Origin of the sequence: Mucilaginibacter sp. (assembly GCF_965225845.1) — a bacterium.
GTDB lineage: Bacteria > Bacteroidota > Bacteroidia > Sphingobacteriales > Sphingobacteriaceae > Mucilaginibacter.
Genome location: NZ_CBDDBL010000002.1, coordinates 240,527 through 259,525, shown reverse-complemented (window position 1 = coordinate 259,525; position 18,999 = coordinate 240,527). Strand labels below are relative to the sequence as shown.

21 protein-coding genes and 1 tRNA gene are annotated in these 18,999 nt (G+C 41.2%); 9 read left to right on the top strand and 13 right to left on the bottom strand.

From position 1 onward, the window contains the following. Positions 1 to 10: 10 nt before the first annotated feature. The 5 genes from egtB to ACYZ0U_RS04920 are packed head-to-tail and all read right to left on the bottom strand — an operon-like array spanning position 11 to position 5,345. On the bottom strand, positions 11 to 1,192 hold the full coding sequence (gene egtB, locus ACYZ0U_RS04940) for an ergothioneine biosynthesis protein EgtB (RefSeq protein ID WP_461450438.1): 1,182 nt from the start codon (positions 1,190 to 1,192) through the stop codon (positions 11 to 13). Between the two features lie 6 nt (positions 1,193 to 1,198). Beyond that, complete coding sequence (locus ACYZ0U_RS04935; protein ID WP_461450436.1) at positions 1,199 to 2,767, bottom strand: ABC transporter permease/substrate-binding protein; 1,569 nt, start codon at positions 2,765 to 2,767, stop codon at positions 1,199 to 1,201. Continuing rightward, a complete protein-coding gene (locus tag ACYZ0U_RS04930; RefSeq protein WP_461450434.1) occupies positions 2,760 to 3,659 on the bottom strand; it encodes an ABC transporter ATP-binding protein in 900 nt (299 codons plus the stop codon). The genes ACYZ0U_RS04935 and ACYZ0U_RS04930 overlap by 8 nt, the downstream gene beginning before the upstream one ends. Positions 3,660 to 3,668: 9 nt before the next feature. Next, positions 3,669 to 5,054 carry a mercuric reductase gene (locus ACYZ0U_RS04925; protein WP_461450432.1) on the bottom strand — a complete coding sequence of 462 codons (1,386 nt, stop codon included), beginning with the start codon at positions 5,052 to 5,054 and terminating at the stop codon, positions 3,669 to 3,671. A 9-nt stretch (positions 5,055 to 5,063) separates the two neighbouring features. Continuing rightward, a complete protein-coding gene (locus ACYZ0U_RS04920) occupies positions 5,064 to 5,345 on the bottom strand; it encodes a DUF427 domain-containing protein (RefSeq protein ID WP_461450430.1) in 282 nt (93 codons plus the stop codon). Positions 5,346 to 5,567: 222 nt separating this feature from the next. On the opposite strand from ACYZ0U_RS04920, the gene ACYZ0U_RS04915 reads away from it, so the two are divergent. Beyond that, a tRNA-Glu gene (locus tag ACYZ0U_RS04915) sits at positions 5,568 to 5,642 on the top strand. Here the strand turns inward: ACYZ0U_RS04915 and ACYZ0U_RS04910 are convergent. The 3 genes from ACYZ0U_RS04910 to ACYZ0U_RS04900 all read right to left on the bottom strand — a co-directional run bounded on the left by ACYZ0U_RS04910 (position 5,602) and on the right by ACYZ0U_RS04900 (position 7,920). Then, entirely contained in the window at positions 5,602 to 7,167 is a 1,566-nt protein-coding gene (locus ACYZ0U_RS04910; protein WP_461453685.1) for a recombinase family protein, read from the bottom strand. The genes ACYZ0U_RS04915 and ACYZ0U_RS04910 overlap by 41 nt on opposite strands. Positions 7,168 to 7,182: 15 nt before the next feature. After that, positions 7,183 to 7,398 carry a hypothetical protein gene (locus ACYZ0U_RS04905; protein WP_461450428.1) on the bottom strand — a complete coding sequence of 72 codons (216 nt, stop codon included), beginning with the start codon at positions 7,396 to 7,398 and terminating at the stop codon, positions 7,183 to 7,185. A gap of 324 nt (positions 7,399 to 7,722) precedes the next feature. Continuing rightward, positions 7,723 to 7,920, bottom strand: coding sequence for a hypothetical protein (locus tag ACYZ0U_RS04900; RefSeq protein WP_461450426.1), 198 nt, complete (start codon positions 7,918 to 7,920; stop codon positions 7,723 to 7,725). 301 nt (positions 7,921 to 8,221) lie between these two features. Between ACYZ0U_RS04900 and ACYZ0U_RS04895 the strand changes: the two genes are divergently transcribed. The 3 genes from ACYZ0U_RS04895 to ACYZ0U_RS04885 all read left to right on the top strand — a co-directional run bounded on the left by ACYZ0U_RS04895 (position 8,222) and on the right by ACYZ0U_RS04885 (position 10,164). Beyond that, positions 8,222 to 8,755, top strand: coding sequence for a Crp/Fnr family transcriptional regulator (locus ACYZ0U_RS04895; protein ID WP_461450424.1), 534 nt, complete (start codon positions 8,222 to 8,224; stop codon positions 8,753 to 8,755). A gap of 69 nt (positions 8,756 to 8,824) precedes the next feature. Beyond that, on the top strand, positions 8,825 to 9,625 hold the full coding sequence (locus tag ACYZ0U_RS04890; protein WP_461450422.1) for an SDR family NAD(P)-dependent oxidoreductase: 801 nt from the start codon (positions 8,825 to 8,827) through the stop codon (positions 9,623 to 9,625). Positions 9,626 to 9,822: 197 nt separating this feature from the next. After that, on the top strand, positions 9,823 to 10,164 hold the full coding sequence (locus ACYZ0U_RS04885; RefSeq protein ID WP_461450420.1) for an EthD domain-containing protein: 342 nt from the start codon (positions 9,823 to 9,825) through the stop codon (positions 10,162 to 10,164). A gap of 336 nt (positions 10,165 to 10,500) precedes the next feature. Here the strand turns inward: ACYZ0U_RS04885 and ACYZ0U_RS04880 are convergent, their stop codons facing one another. Beyond that, entirely contained in the window at positions 10,501 to 10,716 is a 216-nt protein-coding gene (locus ACYZ0U_RS04880) for a hypothetical protein (RefSeq protein ID WP_461450418.1), read from the bottom strand. A gap of 338 nt (positions 10,717 to 11,054) precedes the next feature. On the opposite strand from ACYZ0U_RS04880, the gene ACYZ0U_RS04875 reads away from it, so the two are divergent. From ACYZ0U_RS04875 to ACYZ0U_RS04865, 3 genes are all read left to right on the top strand, one after another. Beyond that, positions 11,055 to 11,477, top strand: a complete 423-nt coding sequence (locus ACYZ0U_RS04875) for a helix-turn-helix domain-containing protein (protein WP_461450416.1) — start codon at positions 11,055 to 11,057, stop codon at positions 11,475 to 11,477. Positions 11,478 to 11,816: 339 nt separating this feature from the next. Then, complete coding sequence (locus tag ACYZ0U_RS04870) at positions 11,817 to 12,002, top strand: hypothetical protein (protein ID WP_461450414.1); 186 nt, start codon at positions 11,817 to 11,819, stop codon at positions 12,000 to 12,002. 132 nt (positions 12,003 to 12,134) lie between these two features. Further along, on the top strand, positions 12,135 to 12,299 hold the full coding sequence (locus ACYZ0U_RS04865) for a PAS domain S-box protein (protein WP_461450412.1): 165 nt from the start codon (positions 12,135 to 12,137) through the stop codon (positions 12,297 to 12,299). A gap of 9 nt (positions 12,300 to 12,308) precedes the next feature. Here the strand turns inward: ACYZ0U_RS04865 and ACYZ0U_RS04860 are convergent, their stop codons facing one another. After that, positions 12,309 to 13,268, bottom strand: coding sequence for a hypothetical protein (locus ACYZ0U_RS04860; protein ID WP_461450410.1), 960 nt, complete (start codon positions 13,266 to 13,268; stop codon positions 12,309 to 12,311). Between the two features lie 52 nt (positions 13,269 to 13,320). Between ACYZ0U_RS04860 and istA the strand changes: the two genes are divergently transcribed. Continuing rightward, positions 13,321 to 14,850 carry an IS21 family transposase gene (gene istA, locus ACYZ0U_RS04855; RefSeq protein WP_461449803.1) on the top strand — a complete coding sequence of 510 codons (1,530 nt, stop codon included), beginning with the start codon at positions 13,321 to 13,323 and terminating at the stop codon, positions 14,848 to 14,850. Positions 14,851 to 14,870: 20 nt separating this feature from the next. Continuing rightward, positions 14,871 to 15,623 (top strand): IS21-like element helper ATPase IstB, encoded by a 753-nt coding sequence (istB, locus tag ACYZ0U_RS04850; RefSeq protein WP_354431475.1) that lies wholly within the window; start codon positions 14,871 to 14,873, stop codon positions 15,621 to 15,623. Between the two features lie 132 nt (positions 15,624 to 15,755). Here the strand turns inward: istB and ACYZ0U_RS04845 are convergent, their stop codons facing one another. From ACYZ0U_RS04845 to ACYZ0U_RS04835, 3 genes are all read right to left on the bottom strand, one after another. Next, positions 15,756 to 16,346, bottom strand: a complete 591-nt coding sequence (locus ACYZ0U_RS04845) for a hypothetical protein (RefSeq protein WP_461450408.1) — start codon at positions 16,344 to 16,346, stop codon at positions 15,756 to 15,758. Between the two features lie 526 nt (positions 16,347 to 16,872). Then, positions 16,873 to 17,181: a hypothetical protein gene (locus ACYZ0U_RS04840; RefSeq protein ID WP_461450406.1), complete on the bottom strand. Its 309-nt coding sequence runs from the start codon at positions 17,179 to 17,181 to the stop codon at positions 16,873 to 16,875. A 597-nt stretch (positions 17,182 to 17,778) separates the two neighbouring features. Next, positions 17,779 to 18,993, bottom strand: coding sequence for a glycoside hydrolase family 76 protein (locus tag ACYZ0U_RS04835; RefSeq protein WP_461450404.1), 1,215 nt, complete (start codon positions 18,991 to 18,993; stop codon positions 17,779 to 17,781). Between the last annotated feature and the right edge of the window lie 6 nt (positions 18,994 to 18,999).

The window sequence follows — 18,999 nt, the reverse complement described above, 5'->3', positions numbered from 1 at the left end:
GAGACGGAAATTACTTAGCAAGCCTTATGCCAGTAAATTGCCATCGTAAATGTGTTTGGAAAAAATTGCGGTAAGTAACACGTGCATGCCCCGGTGATGTAACTTCCGAAGCGCCTCTTAATACTTTTTGGTTCACCATAAATTTGCCGTTATACTCCCCTATCGCACCAGGCGCTTTGGAAAAACCAGGGTACGGCAGGTAAGCGCTTTCAGTCCACTCCCAGCTTTTTCCCCATTTAAAATGCGAAGCTGCTGCTTCCCACTCAAACTCAGTTGGCAAGCGCATACCTTTCCAGGCCGCAAAGGCGTAAGCCTCGAAATAGCTAATGTGGCAGACGGGTTGTTTCATTTCAACAGGTTCTAAACCGTTAAAGGTGTAGTTATACCACTCACCATGTATCAAATGCCAGTATAGTGGGGCTTGTACATGGTTATTTTTAACCCAATCCCAACCCTCGGCATGCCAATGACGGAAATCGTTGTATCCACCCGCTTTAATAAATTCCAGGTATTCTTCGTTAGTTACCAAATTCGGGCTGATCTCATAAGCATTCAGGTAAACTTTGTGCCTGTTCAATTCATTATCAAAACAAAAGCCTTCACCCTCAAAACCTATCTCATAAATGCCTTCACCCATGCTGATAAATGGTGCATCTATAGCTTTCATCTTTGGCGAATGATAATCATGCGAATAAGCCGGAAACAATGGGTTATGGCCTAAAATATATTTAATATCAGTATATAAAAGCTCCTGGTGCTGTTCCTCGTGGTTAAAGCCAAGGATCAATAATCCATTTACTTCATCGGATGGTTCTTCGCACAAAAACTTATTCATGGCATCATCCACATATTTGCGGTAACGCATGATATCAATAACCGTTGGTCGGCTTAAATTTCCTCTATCAGTACGGATCACACGGTTGCCTACGGTTTCGTAATAACTATTGAATACAAAGTTGTATTCTGGATTAAATTCCTGGTAATCGGTAGCATATGGCTTTAAGATAAAGGTTTCGAAAAACCAGGTAGTGTGCCCGATATGCCACTTGGGCGGACTAACATCCCCCACCGGCTGTACCACATAATCTTCTGTTTGCAGCGGCGCGCAAATATGCTCCGTATGCTTGCGGACCTTTAAATAGCGCTCAGCAAGGCTTAATTTATCAGTGTATTGTTCAGTTGCTGTTTCCATTGGGCTCTATTTTTTATCCAAATAATTTTTAAGATCCGTTATTGATTTAACATTTAAAGCCGTGGCTTGTTTTTGTCGCATCATTAAAGCGTAAGAATTGTTAAAACCTATAGGCATTAACCATTTTACGTGGTAACGGTTCTCGAACTCTTGTTTGTCGTAATTGTAGGTCTTTTCCTTACTGCCTTCTACCGAATTTATGATTTGTTGTGACGGTTGAAGGATAACTAAAAGCCCGGTACCGGTATATTCAGGGTAAAAATCTATCTGGTTATTGGTTAGTGCATCAAAGCAAATTTTTGTACCGCCTAGGCCGGTTTTGGTAGCTACATCATAATCAGTATAGCCTTTTATCAGCATGCTGTACATATTCGCCAGGATATATTGTTCCCCAAATATCTTCGACCCGATCCGCACTACACCGTCAGTACCGCCACGTTCAGGTCGCCATAAATTTTTCGACACCAAAAAATCTTTAGCTACCTTCTCCGGGCTTTCATGAAGATAGTCAGTCCGGTAGTTTAATTCCGTCATTTCAGCATCATTAATTTTTCCGGACAGCAAGTTGAGTGTTTTTTCAAGATCAGGAAATTGCTTCAGGGCATCCTCACGCACAATCGGCGCCGCGTAATATGGCGGAAAAATACCTTTGTCATCCTTTAAAACTACCAGATTGTAGGCTTTAAGTCGGCCATCAGTTGAGTAGCCGCTTATTACATCGAGTTGCTTTTCAAAGGCAGCCTTATACATCACCGCATCGCTGATAACGATGGTATGGATCTTTAAATGATACTTGCTTTGCAACCCGAGGTTACCGTCCTGCCTTCCCATAAATTCAGGAGTGAAACCTGCGGTTAGTTTACTACCATAGGCTGATGGAATAAAGTAAAAGCAAGCCAGCAAAACAATGATCAACGGCAATGCATAAGCCGCTCTTTTTATTTTTTTAAAATTGAGTTTTTGTACCAGCGATAACAGGAAATCAAATATTATAGCAAGTAAAGCGGCAGGTATGGCACCTGCCAATATCATATTGGTATTATTAAGCGAGATGCCACCAAAAATGAACTCACCCAAGCCACCCGCCGCGATGTACGACGCCAATGTAGCCACGCCAACTGTTATCACCGTAGCAGTGCGGATTCCGGCCAATATCACCGGCATAGCCAGCGGCAGTTCAACCTTAAATAATATTTGCCATTGGCTCATACCCATTGCTGTGGCTGCCTCTTTAACCGAAGCATCAACCCCGGTAATACCCGTGTAGGTATTGCGAATAATGGGGAGCAATGCGTACAACAACAAAGCCACAATAGCCGGCTTCGGGCCAATCCCCAATAGTGGGATCATAAAACCAAGCAAAGCGATGCTCGGGATAGTTTGCAATACACCAGCAATGCCCAAAACTGAGCCTGATAATTTTCTTTTTCGGGCGATGAGTATACCTAAAGGCAAACCAACCAGCACCGCCAAAAACAACGAGATAAACGTTAGCCCGATATGCTCCAGCGTTTGGGTAGCCAGCTTATCGCTTTGCTCCCGCATAAAATCCCACAAGGTTTGTTTGTCATTCATGGGATTTCTGTTGTTTGTATTGATAGAAAGCCAACATCAACCGTTCAAATTCCTTTGGTTGATCACCACTACTCTTCAATTTTTCCATTACCGACCAAACAGATTCATCTTCTTCAAAACCATTTATCTCCTGCTTAATATCCCGCAACGAAATAGATCTAAACTCCAACTGCAACCGCTGTTCCTTCAAAAAATCGGAAACAAATTTATTTTTTGGTTTAAACAACAATTCAGCAGGTGTGCCTTGTTGTACAATTTTACCTATATCCATCAGGCAAATGCGGTTGCCTAATTCAAAAGCTTCCTGCACATCATGAGTAACCATAATGATAGTCTTCTTCTTGAGTTCATCCAAGGCTTTAAACTCTGCATGGATCTTCGCCTTTGTCACATTATCCAGCGCGCCAAAAGGTTCATCCATCAACAAAACCGGCGGATTTGCTATCAATGCCCTTGCCAAACCAGCACGTTGTTGCTGTCCACCGCTTAATTCGTTAGGATAAACATTTAAATAATCTCTTGATAGATGCAGTTTTTCCAGCAGTTCGCTTACGCGATGCTCGGTTTGCTTTTTATCCCACTTCAAGAGTTGCGGCACAATGGCAATATTTTCGCCAATTGTATAATGCGGGAACAACCCGTTGTTCTGCAAAACGTAACCAATGCCACGCCGTAAAATTTCGGGTTGTTCACTAAGAATATTTTTATTGTTGATGAAGATTTTGCCATGCGTAGGCTCTATCAGCCGGTTCAGCATTTTTAGGGTAGTGGTTTTGCCACAGCCGCTGGTGCCTAATAAGATCAGGTTCTCATGTTCGTTTACATCAAAAGAAATATCATCTACCGCCTTTACCTTCCCGAAGTGTTTGCTCAGATGTTCGACTTTTATCATAAACGCTGGCTAATCTTCAAGCCCTAAAAATAAATTATTTAATGATTCGGAATACGTAGGGTGCGCAAATACGCAATATCTAATCCTGTCGTAAGTAATATCACCTTCCATTGCCATTTGCAATACGGTCATAATTTCCCCACCCTCTGTACCTAAAACAGCAGCGCCTAATATCTTCTTGGTGCCAGGATCAACCACAGCTTTCATAAAGCCTCGGGTATCACCCACTTCAATAGCACGGGCAACGTGTTCCATAGGCAATTTAGCAATTTTTACTTTCAGTTTTTGCTTTTTAGCTTCTTCTTCGCTGATTCCTATCCTCCCTAATTGCGGATCGGTGAACATGCAATAAGGTATCGGCCTTTGTTTTATTGTAAAATTTGTGGCTTCGAATAAATTGCGGTACACAATAGTATAATCGTTGTAAGCAATGTGTGTAAATGCCGGGCCACCTTTAACATCGCCCAAAGCATAAATGCCTTTTACATTGGTTTCCAACTTATCATTTACTGTTATAAAACCTTTTTCATTAACCTTTACACCAGTTTTATCCAGATTCAAAGCCTCGGTTTGCGGAACACGACCAATAGCGATCAATACATGCGAGCATTTTATTTCTTCTATTTTGCCATTTGCTGAAACGCTTGCTTTTATTTTGCCTTTTTTGCTTTGCTTAAAGCTTAGTGCTTGTGAATTAGTGTGGATAGTAATATGCTCATCTGTTAATATCTTATGCATAGCTTCTGCTATGTCAGCATCTTCTTTAGCCAATACCCGGGGTGCCCTTTCCAGCATGGTAACCTTACTACCAAAGCGGCCAAACATCTGCCCAAACTCCATACCGATATAATTTGCGCCGACAATTAATAAATGTTCAGGCACATAATCCAAATCAAGTATGGTGGTTGAGGTTAGGTACTCTATATCGTTCAATCCTTCAATTTCCGGGATAAGCGTTTTCGCGCCGGTATCAATAAATATCAGATCAGCTGTTACCGCTAATGTGCCGCCTTCATTTAATTCGATCAGCAATTCCTTTTCTCCTGTAAAAGCAGCTTCGCCGAATACCAGGTCAAGATTTTTTGTTCCCTCTATCGCTTTTTGTCCGCCATTACGAGACTTTAGCACGATATCATCTTTGCGCTTTTTTACCTGCGCCATGTCAACCTTGTAGCCTTTTACTTTTACGCCTAAAAAGTCATTATGAGTTGCCGCATAAGCTGCTTTTGCCGATGCAACCCAGGTTTTGGTGGGTGTACATCCATCATTTACACAGGTACCGCCGACAAATCTTTTTTCGACAATCAAAGTATTTTTACCTGCTTCGGCCAATTTTTTCGATAAGGGTACGCCGGCCTGGCCTGCACCTATAACAATAGCATCATATTTTTTCATACCAAAGCGTTATTCTGTTACTTTAACGCCTTTCCAAAACGCTATATGATCTTTAATGTTCGCCGCAGCTGATTTCGGCTCCGGATAATACCAGGCAGCATCCGGATTTTGCTTACCATCAACTTCAAGGGTATAATATGATGCCAAACCTTTCCACGGACAAGTAGAATGGGTATTAGAATCTTTTAAATATTCCGGTTTCACACTTTCCTTAGGGAAATAGTGATTATTTTCAACAACAACGGTATCATTGCTTTCAGCAATTACTTGGTTATTCCATAAAGCTTTCATGTGCAGATGTTTATAATTTTTATAAATGTAATAGTATTTATCTCACAAATAACAATGCCATTAAGCTGTTTTTGTTTGCTGATTGTAATTTTGAGTTACTCCAAAAAATAATAAAAATATTTTTTAAACTTTATTTTTAAATTATCGATAAACGTATATCTTTGCAGTCCCAAAATAAGGGAACGCTTTGGTAGAAATACCACAGATAATATATAAAAACAAGGCCCGTTCGTCTAGGGGTTAGGACGTTAGATTTTCATTCTAGAAACAGGGGTTCGATTCCCCTACGGGCTACCAAAGGGGAAAAGTCACACATAGTGTACTTTTCCCCTTTATTTTTGCCTTGTAATGTGCTGTTAATCTGCAATATAGCTTCAAGCGCAGTGTTTAGATATGGGGTTCGATGTTGTATTCCGTCAAAACATAGGTTTTTAGGGTACATCGAAACAATAATTTTCCGCTTTTCAATAATACTTGCCGATTTATAATACAGTTGTATGTTTGAATATTTTTCAATTACAATATCCAGCAGGCCTTCAATTGTTTTCATGCTCTCCGCCTTATTAGGCAAGTCCGCAAGCTTAGCTTCCAGCATCCTTAAACTATCATTGCATTCCGATTTAATTGCTTTAAAATCTTCTGCATCTATGTCCTCCATCATAAAGCGTTTACGGGCATTGGATAACAATTTTTCTTGCTCTTCGATCTCTTCAGCTATAATGCGGCGCCCGTCTAGCCCGGATTTATTTTCCGCCTGAAACACTTCGGTAACCACCTTTTTGTAGAAAGCACCAATACCAGGCGCGAGCTGAAAATTCAGTAAATAGTTTTCAAAGTATTCATTAACCGTTTCTGCCTTAAAGCGGCATTTACATTTTCCTGTGCAATGGTAGTAATGAAAGTATTTGCCATGCCTTCCTTTCGAAGCGCTACCCGTAAGCATCCTGTGGCAATAAGGACATTCTAAAAAGCCCCTTAACGGCAACATATCAGATGAAACAAACTTTGCTGTGGCTTTCTTTTTGTTGCCATTTAAAACGTCCTGGACCTCGTAAAAAAGCGCTTCAGATATTATTGGCTCATGTTGCCCTTTAACAAATTGTATTTCCTCCTCCTCGTAAGGCGGCACTACTATTATTCCGCAATAGATCGGATTGCGGATGATCTTCCAGAAGTTGTTCCTCCCACACTTCAAACCCTTGGTATAAGCCATTTTGCGCACCTGCTCGCCATTATAATTTCCTGTCGCCAATTCCGTAAATACCCACTTCATTAATTCAGCTTCCGGTTGTTTAGGGGCGATGTATTTTCTTCCGTCGGGATGGGAAAGGTTTTGATAACCTTTGGGCGCAGACGATACGCAGCGCCCGGCTTTCCTTGCCCGGCGCATACCCGTTAAGGTATTCAATGCCCTCCTTGTATTTTCCGATTCAGGAACGGCCAAATAAACGGCAAGCATTACCGTACTTTCCGGAATCTTAAAATCTATCGGCTGATCAATGGCCATTGCCTGGACGTTGACGCCTCTTAAAATACCTATCATTTGATATGCGAATTCAATATTCCTGCTGAACCTGTCCCACTTAATAAAAAGGACATTTTCCTGATCCTTCTTTTTACGGTTTTTGAGAATTGTTAAAAGCTTTTGCCATTGAGGGCGGGTAAAATTCTTGGCTGAATAATCCTCCCGGAATATGCCCTTTACCTCAATATTGTTTTGCTCACAGTAGCGCAATAAACGGTCTTCCTGTTCAGGAAGTGAATAACCTTTTCTTTTTTGTTCATCAGTGCTGACACGCACATATAAATAAGCAGAATTCATAGTTTGGAGTTTAAATCAGATGACTTGATCATCGTTGTTACTAACGTATTGACTTACAGACAATTTAGCTAAAATATACAAGAATTCCAAAATTTCTTCTGCTTCTTTTTCAGAAATATCAATCCCTTCTTTGTGTAAAGCTTTTCTTGCATCGTCCGCCGTTAACCTTCTTTTCGCCCTGACATTCTGCTCCATTGTAGTCCAGTAAGGATACAATAGTGTATTATTCATTAAATCTTTTTTGACAACTCACCACAGGAGCACTAATGTTTTTTTAGCTGGCGCACAACAACCCATTGCATCGCTTAAACAGCTGGCAGCAGCAAACGGCAAAACTGTCAAGGCTGGGCTAAAAAAAAACAAACACCGCCCATTTACATGGCCTTGACGGTTTTGCTGTGCGGCTAACTTTGTGGTTGCGGTGCAAGGGATTGATGGTTTTTTTGCTTTTCAGGCAAGTGTAACGAGGGACGAGTTTCGCCTGCTTTTGCGGCGAGGCTGGCGGCGAATGAATATAGCGGCACGCGTGATGTAATTAGCCGCCTGCCGCAGACGCTATTCAACCACTATCTTGCCACCGTCATTTAACTCAGCATTCAATTTCCTGATCGCCTCGTTATCCTTCTCCAGTTCATACTGACGGTAAAGGGCATGGTTCAGTTCAGTTGCTAACCGCAAAGCGGTGATTCCCAAATCAACGATATGGAAATAACCGGCGGGAGTTATATTGTTTAGCAGGCCATTCCCTCTCATCTTATTCAAATATTAATCAATACCACATCCTTATTTACTAACTTATAGATGTTATAGACTTTAGGCCTTTGATAAAATAGTTCGAATTCTGTCAGGTCAGGGAGCACTAAGTGTAAGCACATTTTAATAACTGCTTATCCATTTTTAGTTTGACTATATGATATTTCTTGGCATGCGATGCTTACAAAAACATTTCGCCTTCCCAACTACGATTTACTATTGTGTAAATTTGACCTTATGCGGATAAACAAATCATCGTCTAATGGAAAGACTTAAAGTTATTATTAATACGATCTCACCCATGTCACCGGATGATCTTAACCTTTTGACACCGGGAATTGTGGTATCTGTAAATAAGAAGAGCAATCTAATGGAACAAGGTGACGTTTGCAGAAATATTTATTTTGTTACTAAAGGGTTCTTCCGGATGTTCTACGTTGATCTGGAAGGCAACGAGATCAATAACCGGTTCACAGAAGCGGATAATTTCATAGTAGATTTTCAAAGCTTCCTTACGCAGATGCCTTCCCGCTATTACTGGCAGGCTATGCAGGATTCAGAAGTTTTGAGATTTTCTTTTAAAGATGTGCAAAAGCTTTATGCAAGATCACCGGCTTGGGAAAAGTTTGGCCGTCTTATAGCTGAACGGGTTTATTTGCAATTGAATGAACGTGTAGAAATGTTCCAATTTATGTCGCCACAGCAGCGTTACGAGCATCTTTTATCGACCCGTCCGGAATTGTTTAATCAAGTATCTCAGTTTCACCTGTCTTCTTACCTGGGTGTGAAGGCCGAATCATTGAGCAGACTGCGCAAGCGACTCCTTTACAAATAAATATCTTAACCGAAGTCAACGATACGGCATCCGGTAAGCACCTAGCTTTGTAATAAAATAAACAAGGTTATGAAAAGTAGTAAAGGAAAAACAGCACTTGTCACCGGAGCTTCCGGTGGAATAGGTTATGAACTCGCGAAGCTTTTTGCCAAAGACGGCATTAATCTAGTGCTGGTTGCGAGAAAAAAAGAACGGCTTGAGGAAATCAAAAAGGAATTTGAGCAGCAATATGGGATTGTTGTTTACAATGTGGATATGGACCTGTCAATCCCAGGTAAAACCGCAGAACTTTATGAACTGTGTGAGCTGAAAAATTTAAAGGTGGATTACCTGGTTAATGATGCAGGTTATGGCGACTTTAAAAAAGTAAGCGAAGGAACTCCGGAAACCTACGAAAATATGCTCAACCTGAATGTATTGGCCTTGACCGATCTTACTGCAAGGTTTGTAAAAGAGATGAGCAACCGGGGTTATGGCAAAATCCTTAATGTGGGTTCACTTGCTGCATTTCAATCAACGCCGATGATGGCCGTGTATGCTGCATCCAAGTCTTATGTCATGCACTTTACGGAGGCCTTACATGCTGATTTAAAAGGTACTGGTATAACAGCAACCGTACTCAACCCGGGAGTCACTAAAACGGGATTTGTTGACAGGGCCAATATGGGCACATCAGCGTTCGCGCAGGGTTCCCAGCTGGATGCGGCCAAAGTTGCCAAAGCAGGTTATAAGGGTATGCTGGCCGGTAAATTAAATGTAGTACCTGGTCTGCTAAACAGCATATTGGCTTTTAGTACCGGAATTACGCCGTCGAGAAGATTACTGTTAGCAATATCAGCTTATGTGATGCGCGAAAAAAAACAGGATTAAACCACACCGTCCAAAGAGATCAGCAAAGCACTGTAGAAGATGTTCAAAGATCCATAAAGGTCATCTTACTAATGAGTTATTGATCATGAAAAGGCCCCACCCAGTATCCAATAAATTTACGACAGCGCCTTTTTTCTTAACCAAAGTCAACGTTATAGCCGGTAACGATAGGCCATCTTTGATAAAAAAACATAACCATGATTAAATTCACCATCTTACTACGCAGGCGTCCGGGAACCAGTCACGAAGAGTTCGTATCTTATCATAAAAATAATCACGCGGCTTTATTTGCTTCATTACCGGAAGTAAAGCAATATGTCCGCCGATACATACAATGCCATCCTTTACCAGTAACGCTTCCAGGTCTGCCTCCTCCGGAATATGATGGGATCACAGAAATCTGGTTTGATAATGCAGAATCGATTGAAAATGTTTTTGGTGCTAAAGATTATATGGAATTGATCAGGCCCGATGAAGAGAAATTCCTTGATATGCAGGGCTGTAGCTTTCTGATATCGACCGAGCATATTGTTATATAATTGGCTCAGCCGAACCGACCTGAAGTATTAAAGTAAAATTCTTCTCCATTGGCGCAATCATCTCCAAAATTAATGAGAGGTGATTGCGCCAGTGGATTAACCGGCAGCAGCAAGCAGCGAAACTGTCAAGGCTGGGCTACAAAAAACAAACACCGCCCATTTACATGGCCTTGACGGTTTTGCTGCGCGGCTAACTTTGTGGTTGCGGTGCAAGGGATTTATTATTTATTTTCAGGCAGGTGTAACGAGGGACGAGTTTCTCCTGCTTTTGCGGCGAGGCTGGCGGCGAATGAATATAGCGGCACGCGTGATGTAATGAGCTGCCTGCCGCAGCCCCTATTCCACCACTATATTATTACTTTCACTCAAAGTTGCATTCAATTTCCTGATCGCCTCGTTATCCTTCTCCAGTTCATACTGACGGTAAAGGGCATGGTTAAGTTCGGCGGCTAACCGCAAAGCGGTGTTTCCCAAATCAACGATGTGGAAATAACCGGCGGGACTGATATTGTTCAGCAGGCCATTCTCCTTGTACTTCGTTATTTCATCCATGACGTACTTAGCTTGCCGTTCCTTGCTTCCTTCTGTATAAATGAACTGTTCCGCATCTATATTGAACAGTTTTGCCAGTATCAAGGCTTGTTTTGCATTAACATCAGTGAGCGAATGTTCTAATGCGATATACTCGCGCTCTTCAATATTTAAAACTTTAGCAAGTTGTTTTTCTGTCAGTCCTTCGCTTTCCGTGCCACATATAATAACCTGTTCATGCTATTTAGATTTAGTATCTCAAACTTAGCCAGGCACTAAGCGGTACAAAACTCAAAAGATTGGTATTTTACCCACGAAAGCGTTATTTTTACAAGCAATAAAATTTGTATTTTTGAAATATGGAAACAGCCGCTAAACCTTCAAACACACACATCGGCCGAAAAATCAGCCGCATCCGCGAATTAAGGGGTATCAAACAGGAACATCTTGCGTCTGAACTGGGCGTAAGCCAGCAAACCGTTTCGCGTATGGAACAAGCAGAAACCATAGAAGATGATGTTTTAGAAAAAGTAGCCGGCATTTTAGGTGTATCTTCTGAGGCCATAAAAAATTATAGCGACGAAGCAGTTATCTATAATATTCCAAATAACTACGAAGGATCAAACAATCATGGTGCGCAAAGTAATTATGGTAACTATGGCACATTTTATTTCAATCCTATCGAAAAAATAGTTGAACTATACGATGAAAAAGTTGCTTTGCTTGAGCGTTTGTTACAGGCGGAAAAGGAAAAAAACGAATTGTTAAAAGCTGGTAAATAATTTCAAATACGTATTTCAAAGCAATTGCCTTACCAATGGCGAGGGCCAGTTCAGTTTTTTCAAAATCCCCTTCTTCTTTTAGGCGCCAGCCACTTGGATCCTTGACCAAGATACTAGTGACATCATTAAGCAATATCTGGATTTAATGATCAGAATTACTTACCGGTTTGTTATTTTAATATCTGAAAATTATAATCTGATCGAAAGTATTCCATTTTAAATTTTACTATTAATTTAATTTATTTAAAAAAAATAAAAATCGATTTAATTGGCTAGCTTGACGCCATCCATTTTCTTCCAAATCAAAAAGGTCATGGAGCCGGTGAATCGCCTCATAACATGGAAGATAAAAAATCTTTAGAAACGACCATTGCCGAACTAAAGTTAGAGATCAGTCAATTAAAATCTGATGAACATAAAGCGGCTATACTGTCCAATGACCAACGCTACCAGGAAAGCCAGGTCCGCTTCCGAACAGTATTTGAGGCTTCGAGGTTGGGCAACAAGATATTTCCGCCGACCTGAAAATATTGCAGGTAAATGAAGCTATGGTCGCATTGTTGGGTTTTGACACTAAAGAAGATTTGATGGTTTCGTGATTTTAGATTTTACCCCTGTTGAATATCATAAAGACTGGAGATTTTTGCAGGAAAAATTGTGGCAAAAGGCCTTACCTCATTTAGCTTGGAAACGTGTTTCCGGAAAAAAGACGGTACAATAATCTGGTGCCAGGTAACTTCTATTTTATTCCCGGATAGCGGCGAAACATTGGGTTATACGATTATTGAAGATATTACTGAAAGTGTAATCTCCGGATGTTAGATTGAATAATTATCCATAGCAAATATGTTCTAAAATCGCTTTTGTCTGTTTCAACAAGCCAGGCAGTGGCTCCTGTGCCGTAAGTGTTAAACATAGTTGTCCATTTGTTGTAATGGCACCGACCGTTTGTGCTCCGGGCATAGCAGAAAGTACAAACGGTCCAAAAATTGTTTTTATCTTAAACCTTTCAGCTTCTGCTGCAAACGGTGATCGGGTAAGGTTGCTAAATAAAATATGGTGATGTCCGTTTTGAGACAGCAGCTCTATAATTTCCGCAGGCGCCAGCCCATTATAAAAAAGTTCTCTTGTTGCTTTGACGCCTTCTTTAATGAAATGAACGGTCTGCGCGGTTGCTATTGACTTGCCAATCGCCTGAGCCATATCCCAATAAGACTCTTTTTCCGGATCGGAACTGGTAATAACAGAAGCGAATAGCAGGTTATAATCGTTACCTAAGTTGAATGCCTTTCTTACAGATACCGGATGAAGTAATTTTACAGGTTCATTTCGCCACGATGGCGAAAGTTCCCTGCCAGCAAGAAGGAGGGCGACGCTTAGTAGGCTGTGTATAGATGTTGACTGCTTTTTTGATTTGTCAAAAATCTTGCGGGTTAGCTCTTCAGACAATTTCAGGAAATCCGCTTTTATTGGGCCGGTAATTAACGTATCTGGCAATTTGATTTTCCGGTCACTTTCACCAAATGGTATATTATTTAATGAGAAATCAACAATATCGTCCAGTGAAGGAAGCGGAGACAAATCATCCAGTGTTTTCCCTGATAAAACATCCAGCACATCGCGAATAGCCATCAAGGTGGATATACCGCTGATATTGACCACCCAATTCCGGCGGAATGTGACCAGTGATTCCGCGTCAAATTGACCACCCCATTCCGGGGCAAACTGACCAGGCATTCCGGGCCAAATTGACCACCCCGAACGAGCAGCTAATGCTGTAGAAGCACCCATCTTTACGAGGTTTAATATAACCTCCAAAAGCATGGCCAACACTACGATTAGCATGAGTAAGATCAGAAAGATAATAAGGATGTACACCAATGGGCGCAGTATCATGTCGATAGCTGCCCAGGCTGATACGTCCCGGAATACCGTTAAGAAGTACCTGGCCTCGTTTAAGGATAGTGGCTTTACGTTCGAGGAGGTTGATGCGCTGAACGATAAGGAACTAGAGGACTTCTTTGGAAAAAGCAGGGAGATGCCTCCTACAGGCCGTATGCAATCTATGCTGCGGTGCTTTCCGCATGTAGATAAGGAGCTTAAACGCACCGGCGTTAACCGTCATATATTATGGGCAGAGTATTATAAAGAGTTCCCGGAAGGCTATCAGTACAGCCAGTTCTGCTTCTATTATACCCAGTGGAAAGCGAGGGTCAACCCGACCATGCATATGGATCACAAAGCAGGTGATAAGCTGTATGTGGACTTTGCAGGGCAAAAGCTGAGCATTACCGATAAGGAGACCGGCGAGATCATTACCGTTGAGGTATTTGTAGCGATACTCGGAGCCAGCCAGCTTACTTATGTAGAAGCTGTGAGTAGTCAGCAAAAGGAGGACTTTATTACGGCCTGTGAGAATACGCTGCATTATATCGGTGGCGTTCCTGATGCCATTGTACCGGATAACCTGAAAGCTGCCGTGACCAAAAGCAGCCGTTTTGAGCCCACGTTAAACGAAACATTCGCTGACTTTGCTGATCATTACGGTACTACCATACTACCAGCTCGGGCGTTCCGCCCTCGTGATAAAGCATTGGTAGAAGGTGCGGTTAAGATCATGTATACCCGGATCTATGCCCCCTTAAGAAAAGTAGTTTACCATTCGTTAAAGGATCTGAACGAAGCCATAAGAGTGGTGCTCGAAGAGCACAACAACCGGTTCCTGCAAGGGAGGAACTACAGCCGAAGGCAGCAGTTCGATGAGATAGAGCGCGAAGTGCTCAACCCTTTACCTGTTCTGCGTTACGAGCTTAAAAAGCAGTTCCATGCTACCGTGATGAAGAACGGCTATGTATGCCTTGGACCGGATAAACATTATTACAGCGTCCCTTATCGGTTTATCGGCAGAAAGATCAAGCTGCTATATTCCAGTTCTTCGGTAGAAGCCTTTTACCATTATGAGCGTATTGCCATGCATAAACGCACAAGGGGACTATATCTTTATACAACCGAGAAAGACCATCTGGCTTCCACTCATCAGTTCGTGGCCGACTGGTCAAAAGATAAGTTCCTGGGCTGGGCCTCATCCATACACGAGGATGTCAGGCTTTATATCCATAATATATTCGACCGTAAACAACATCCTGAACAGGCTTATAAGTCCTGCCTGGGTATCCTTGGCTTCTCCCGCAAAGTAGGTAATGAACGCCTGATCATGGCTTGCCGAAGAGGTCTTCACTATGGCGTTTATAACTATAAGACCATTCATATGATCCTGGAAAAGAAGATGGATCAATACGAAGAAAGCCTGTTCGCAGATGAACTTCCTATGCCCAGCCATGATAATATCAGAGGCGAAGACTATTACAAATAACCTTTTAAACAACCAATGGAATGAACACAAACACGTTAGACAAAATGCGGAAGCTCAAGTTCTTCGGCATGTACCATGCTTTTCAAAGCACCCTGGAAACAGGTAAAACAGAGGATTACACAGCAGATGAGCTACTGGCGCACCTGGTAGATGCAGAATGGGATGACCGCCATAACAGGCGTATCGAGCGGCAGATATATTATGCCAAGTTCCGCTACAAAGCCTCTGTAGAGGACGTTCACTATCATGCCGACCGAAGTATCGACCGTAACCAGATCATGCGCCTGGCGGACTGTACATTCATCGAGCGCAATGAGAATCTGCTGATCACCGGCAGCACAGGTATCGGTAAAAGCTATATCGCTTCTGCTATTGGGTACCAGGCCTGCACACTGGGCTACAGGGTCTTTTATGCCAGTACGCCCAAACTGTTCTCTAAACTCAAAATGGCGAAGGCCGATGGTTCGTATCTCAAAGAGGTTGCGAAGATCGAGCGGCAAGAACTACTGATATTGGATGACTTCGGTATACAGCCTTTTGATGCGCAAAGCAGGGCTGCGCTAATGGAGATCATTGAAGACCGGCATGGAAAGACCTCGCTGATCATTACCTCTCAGCTACCTGTAAGTAAATGGTACGATGTGATCGGTGAAAAGACAATTGCTGATGCTATACTGGACCGGATTGTACATAGTGCACACCGTATCGAACTGAAGGGGGAATCAATGAGAAAGAAACGAAGAACTGATGATAAAGAGGTCAGTTATCAATAACCACTTTTAATAACTAACTTTGAAAACGCTTTTACAGCTCTCGCTGCTATCGTTCGCCAGCTAATCGCCTGGTCACTTTGCCACGGAATCAGGTGGTCAACATCCCCGGAATATCAAGCTTGATATTTATTTTTAATTTGCACCACTCATCTTTTCTAATCTCCATCCATCATCATATAAATCAAATTCCGCCTGTAAGCCTATTTTTGAATCCTGATTTACGCTAAGTTCTCCAAAGGGCGTAATATTTTGTTTGCTTAAATAAAAATCTACTAAGGCTTGTTTGTTATCATTAGAAAACTGTATCCCAGTTATATCGCCAACGTTTAGATCGTACTGCTTAACATGGTAAACTGGATAATCTCCATCACTCCACTCTTGATTGATAATGTATGGTTTACCTTTTTCTGTAACGGTATAGATATACCAATAAATAGGATCTGTATCAGGTCTCGTTTCCTTTCTTTTGAATTTCAAAAGCCCTGCACTAATAAATGGTTTAATAAGGTTCAGTTCATCATAATATCTTTGTCCTTGACCTCTAACTACTGCGTAAATAGTTGACTTTCGGACTAAAAGTGTGCTATTTTGCTTTTTTAAATAGGAATCAATAGCAGCCTTTGCATCATTTCTACTCAATGAGCTAAATTCACAGGATTGAAAGAACATTAAGATAACGACTGTAACTAATGCGAGTGTTCGGTTTTTGAGTTGAGTTTTCATTTAATAAGGTTTTAACAGCAAAGCGTGGAACGTCACCATCTTCGCTACTGAGGGGGTCGAATCCCTAATGGACGAAGAATAGCAACGCCCACGCTTTACCGTGAGCGTTATTGCTAAACCTCCCATCCATTTTGAATTTTCGACCTTTCAGTAGTGGGATTTTTTGCTTAACGCAATGCCTTATTTATATTTGATTTATTTTATTTCATACCCGAAGGTAAGGAAAAAACCGCTTCTAGGTAGTATAGAAAGCACCTTATTTAAGATATTTTCCTATTTAATAAAGACGTATGTGTAATTAGAAAAGGGGAAATTATAGGGGTTATTTAAAGGATATTAATTAGTTCTTTTTAGGAAAATATCAAGGCTAATTACGCATAAAAAAGCCTAAAAGCCTTTACTTAAGTGTGATTAAGAAGTTCCCTACGGGCTACTTCAGGGGAAAGGTTATCGAAAGACAACTTTTCCCCTTTTTTTATGCCGCTTAACTTACTGTTAATCTGCAAGATAATAGAAAGAGGCTCGCTCAAATAAGGGGTTCGATGTCGCTTTCCATCAAAACATACATTTTAGGATATATCGAACCAATTAGCTTACGCTTTTCTATAATATTAGGCGATTTATAATTAAGTTGAATATTTGAAAACTTTTCAATCACGATATCTAACAAACCTTCTATAGTTTTTAAACCCTCGGCTTTATTAGGCATATCGCCCAGCTTTGCTTCCAAGCTTTTTAAGGCTTCTGTACATTCAGACTTTATCGCTTTAAAATCTTCCAAATCAATTTCTTCCATCATGAAGTGCCCAGGCCATTTTCTACCAATCCCTTTCATCCGGGAATCTCCGCTGTCGCGTAAGATACACCGGCCCCAATTACTGGTATTACCTTATTCGACCTTAGAGAATTTGATAATGATTCTTGTGGAGTTGTCATGTGAAGTTTTCGGTTACGCAAAATAACAATTTATTGGCCCATAAACCTGTGGTGTCTCTTGTTTTTTTTCCAAAAGAAGAATAGGATATTATTTAAGACTATCATTTTTGGGCTTTTTAAACGATCATCAGATTACACTAGATATAAAGTTTACATTTTCAAATGATGGCAATATTTCTGTTAATCCATTATTTACATACCTGTTTCTATCAAAAATAAATTTGAAATTCGACAAAAATATTGCGAGTACCGATGATATCCAATTTACATTTGACGTTATTCAAAATGATTAGAATTTCCTATCCAATTCAGATTATATTAAAATGCGTAATGAGATGATTGCGACGAGCGGCAGATAAAAGGATTAAGCCCATCAGCCCTTTTGGTAATAATTTTTTTTTCATAATTGGTTTAACTGATTCGTTATTATAAAATGTAGTAATGTTCGAACATTAATTTGACGGCGTTTGGTTTATAACAATTAAAAGGTGTATGCTTACTTGTTTTCAGTTGGGATATAGGCCAGTCTTGCGTATATTTCGGCTATACAGGCCTCATCAAGCAGCCATTTCGGTTTCTTTATTTCGGTGGTATCAGCCGCCCAGTCATGCGTGGTAAATCCATATTTATCGCGGGTATTTTGCCAGGCATAATCAATATCAGCATGTATGTCATTTACATAGGTATAATTTTTATCAACCAGGCATAGGGCTTCGTAACCTCTAAATAAAACGGCAACAAACCATGGCAGGTCTATCCGCATATTTAAATGGGCGTCATGCTTATCATCCTGAAAATGCTGAAATATATTTTTCGCCATCAATTGCGCCTCAGCCAGGTATTTATGCTCGCCGGTAAATTGGTATAATAAAACTGAAGCTTCCAGTACCGCGCCCGAATTATAGGTCCAGTACGTCGGATTGGTTGTTCCGTCGGCAACTTTCTTATCGTTATAATACAAACCTTGAGGGTTGCTTAAATTGGCATGCATCCAATTGTAAAACTTAAGGCCCCAGTTTAAATAATAAGGGTCTTTTGTTGCCTTATACAGTTTAAGTGCTACTATTAATGCCATGCCATTACTGCATGCGGGTTTTTGGTCATGATGCCCCTCCAGCCAGTATATGCCTCCGCCAAGCTCATCGCTCCAGCCGCTTATTATAAATTTAAATATGGTCTTGGTTCTGTCAAGGTATACTGGATTATGGGTGTTAAAATAGGCTTCTATGTACTCGGTACCAACCAGCCCGTTATCATCATAATACCTGTCCGAATGCTCAAACATTACCGGATAGGCCTGGTAACCTGTCGGTGTTCTGGTCGTGTCACGATATTTTTCTATACCGGTTACCAAACTGTCTAAATAAACATGGTATTTATTTTTTACAGCTGAGTTACGCATCAACGCACTCGTTGCCGACATCATTCCCGAAAACGGCCACAGGAAACTTACTGCCCTTGCATTCACCTTATCGCCCTGCAAATAATCAACCTTTCCGCTGTTATCTGCCGGGTAATTTTCAGAGAATAGGCCTTTATAGGCAGGCACACGGTAGTCTTGCCATATTTTGGTGTAAATATCTTGCGCACGGTTAAGGCACTCTGCCCGTGTACTTAAGTTTTGCGCATAAACAGCCTGCTTTATATTCATCAAGCTGAACGCTGCAACAAAAACTGCCAGGTGTTTTATTTTTATCGGTAGATGTAGCATATTGCT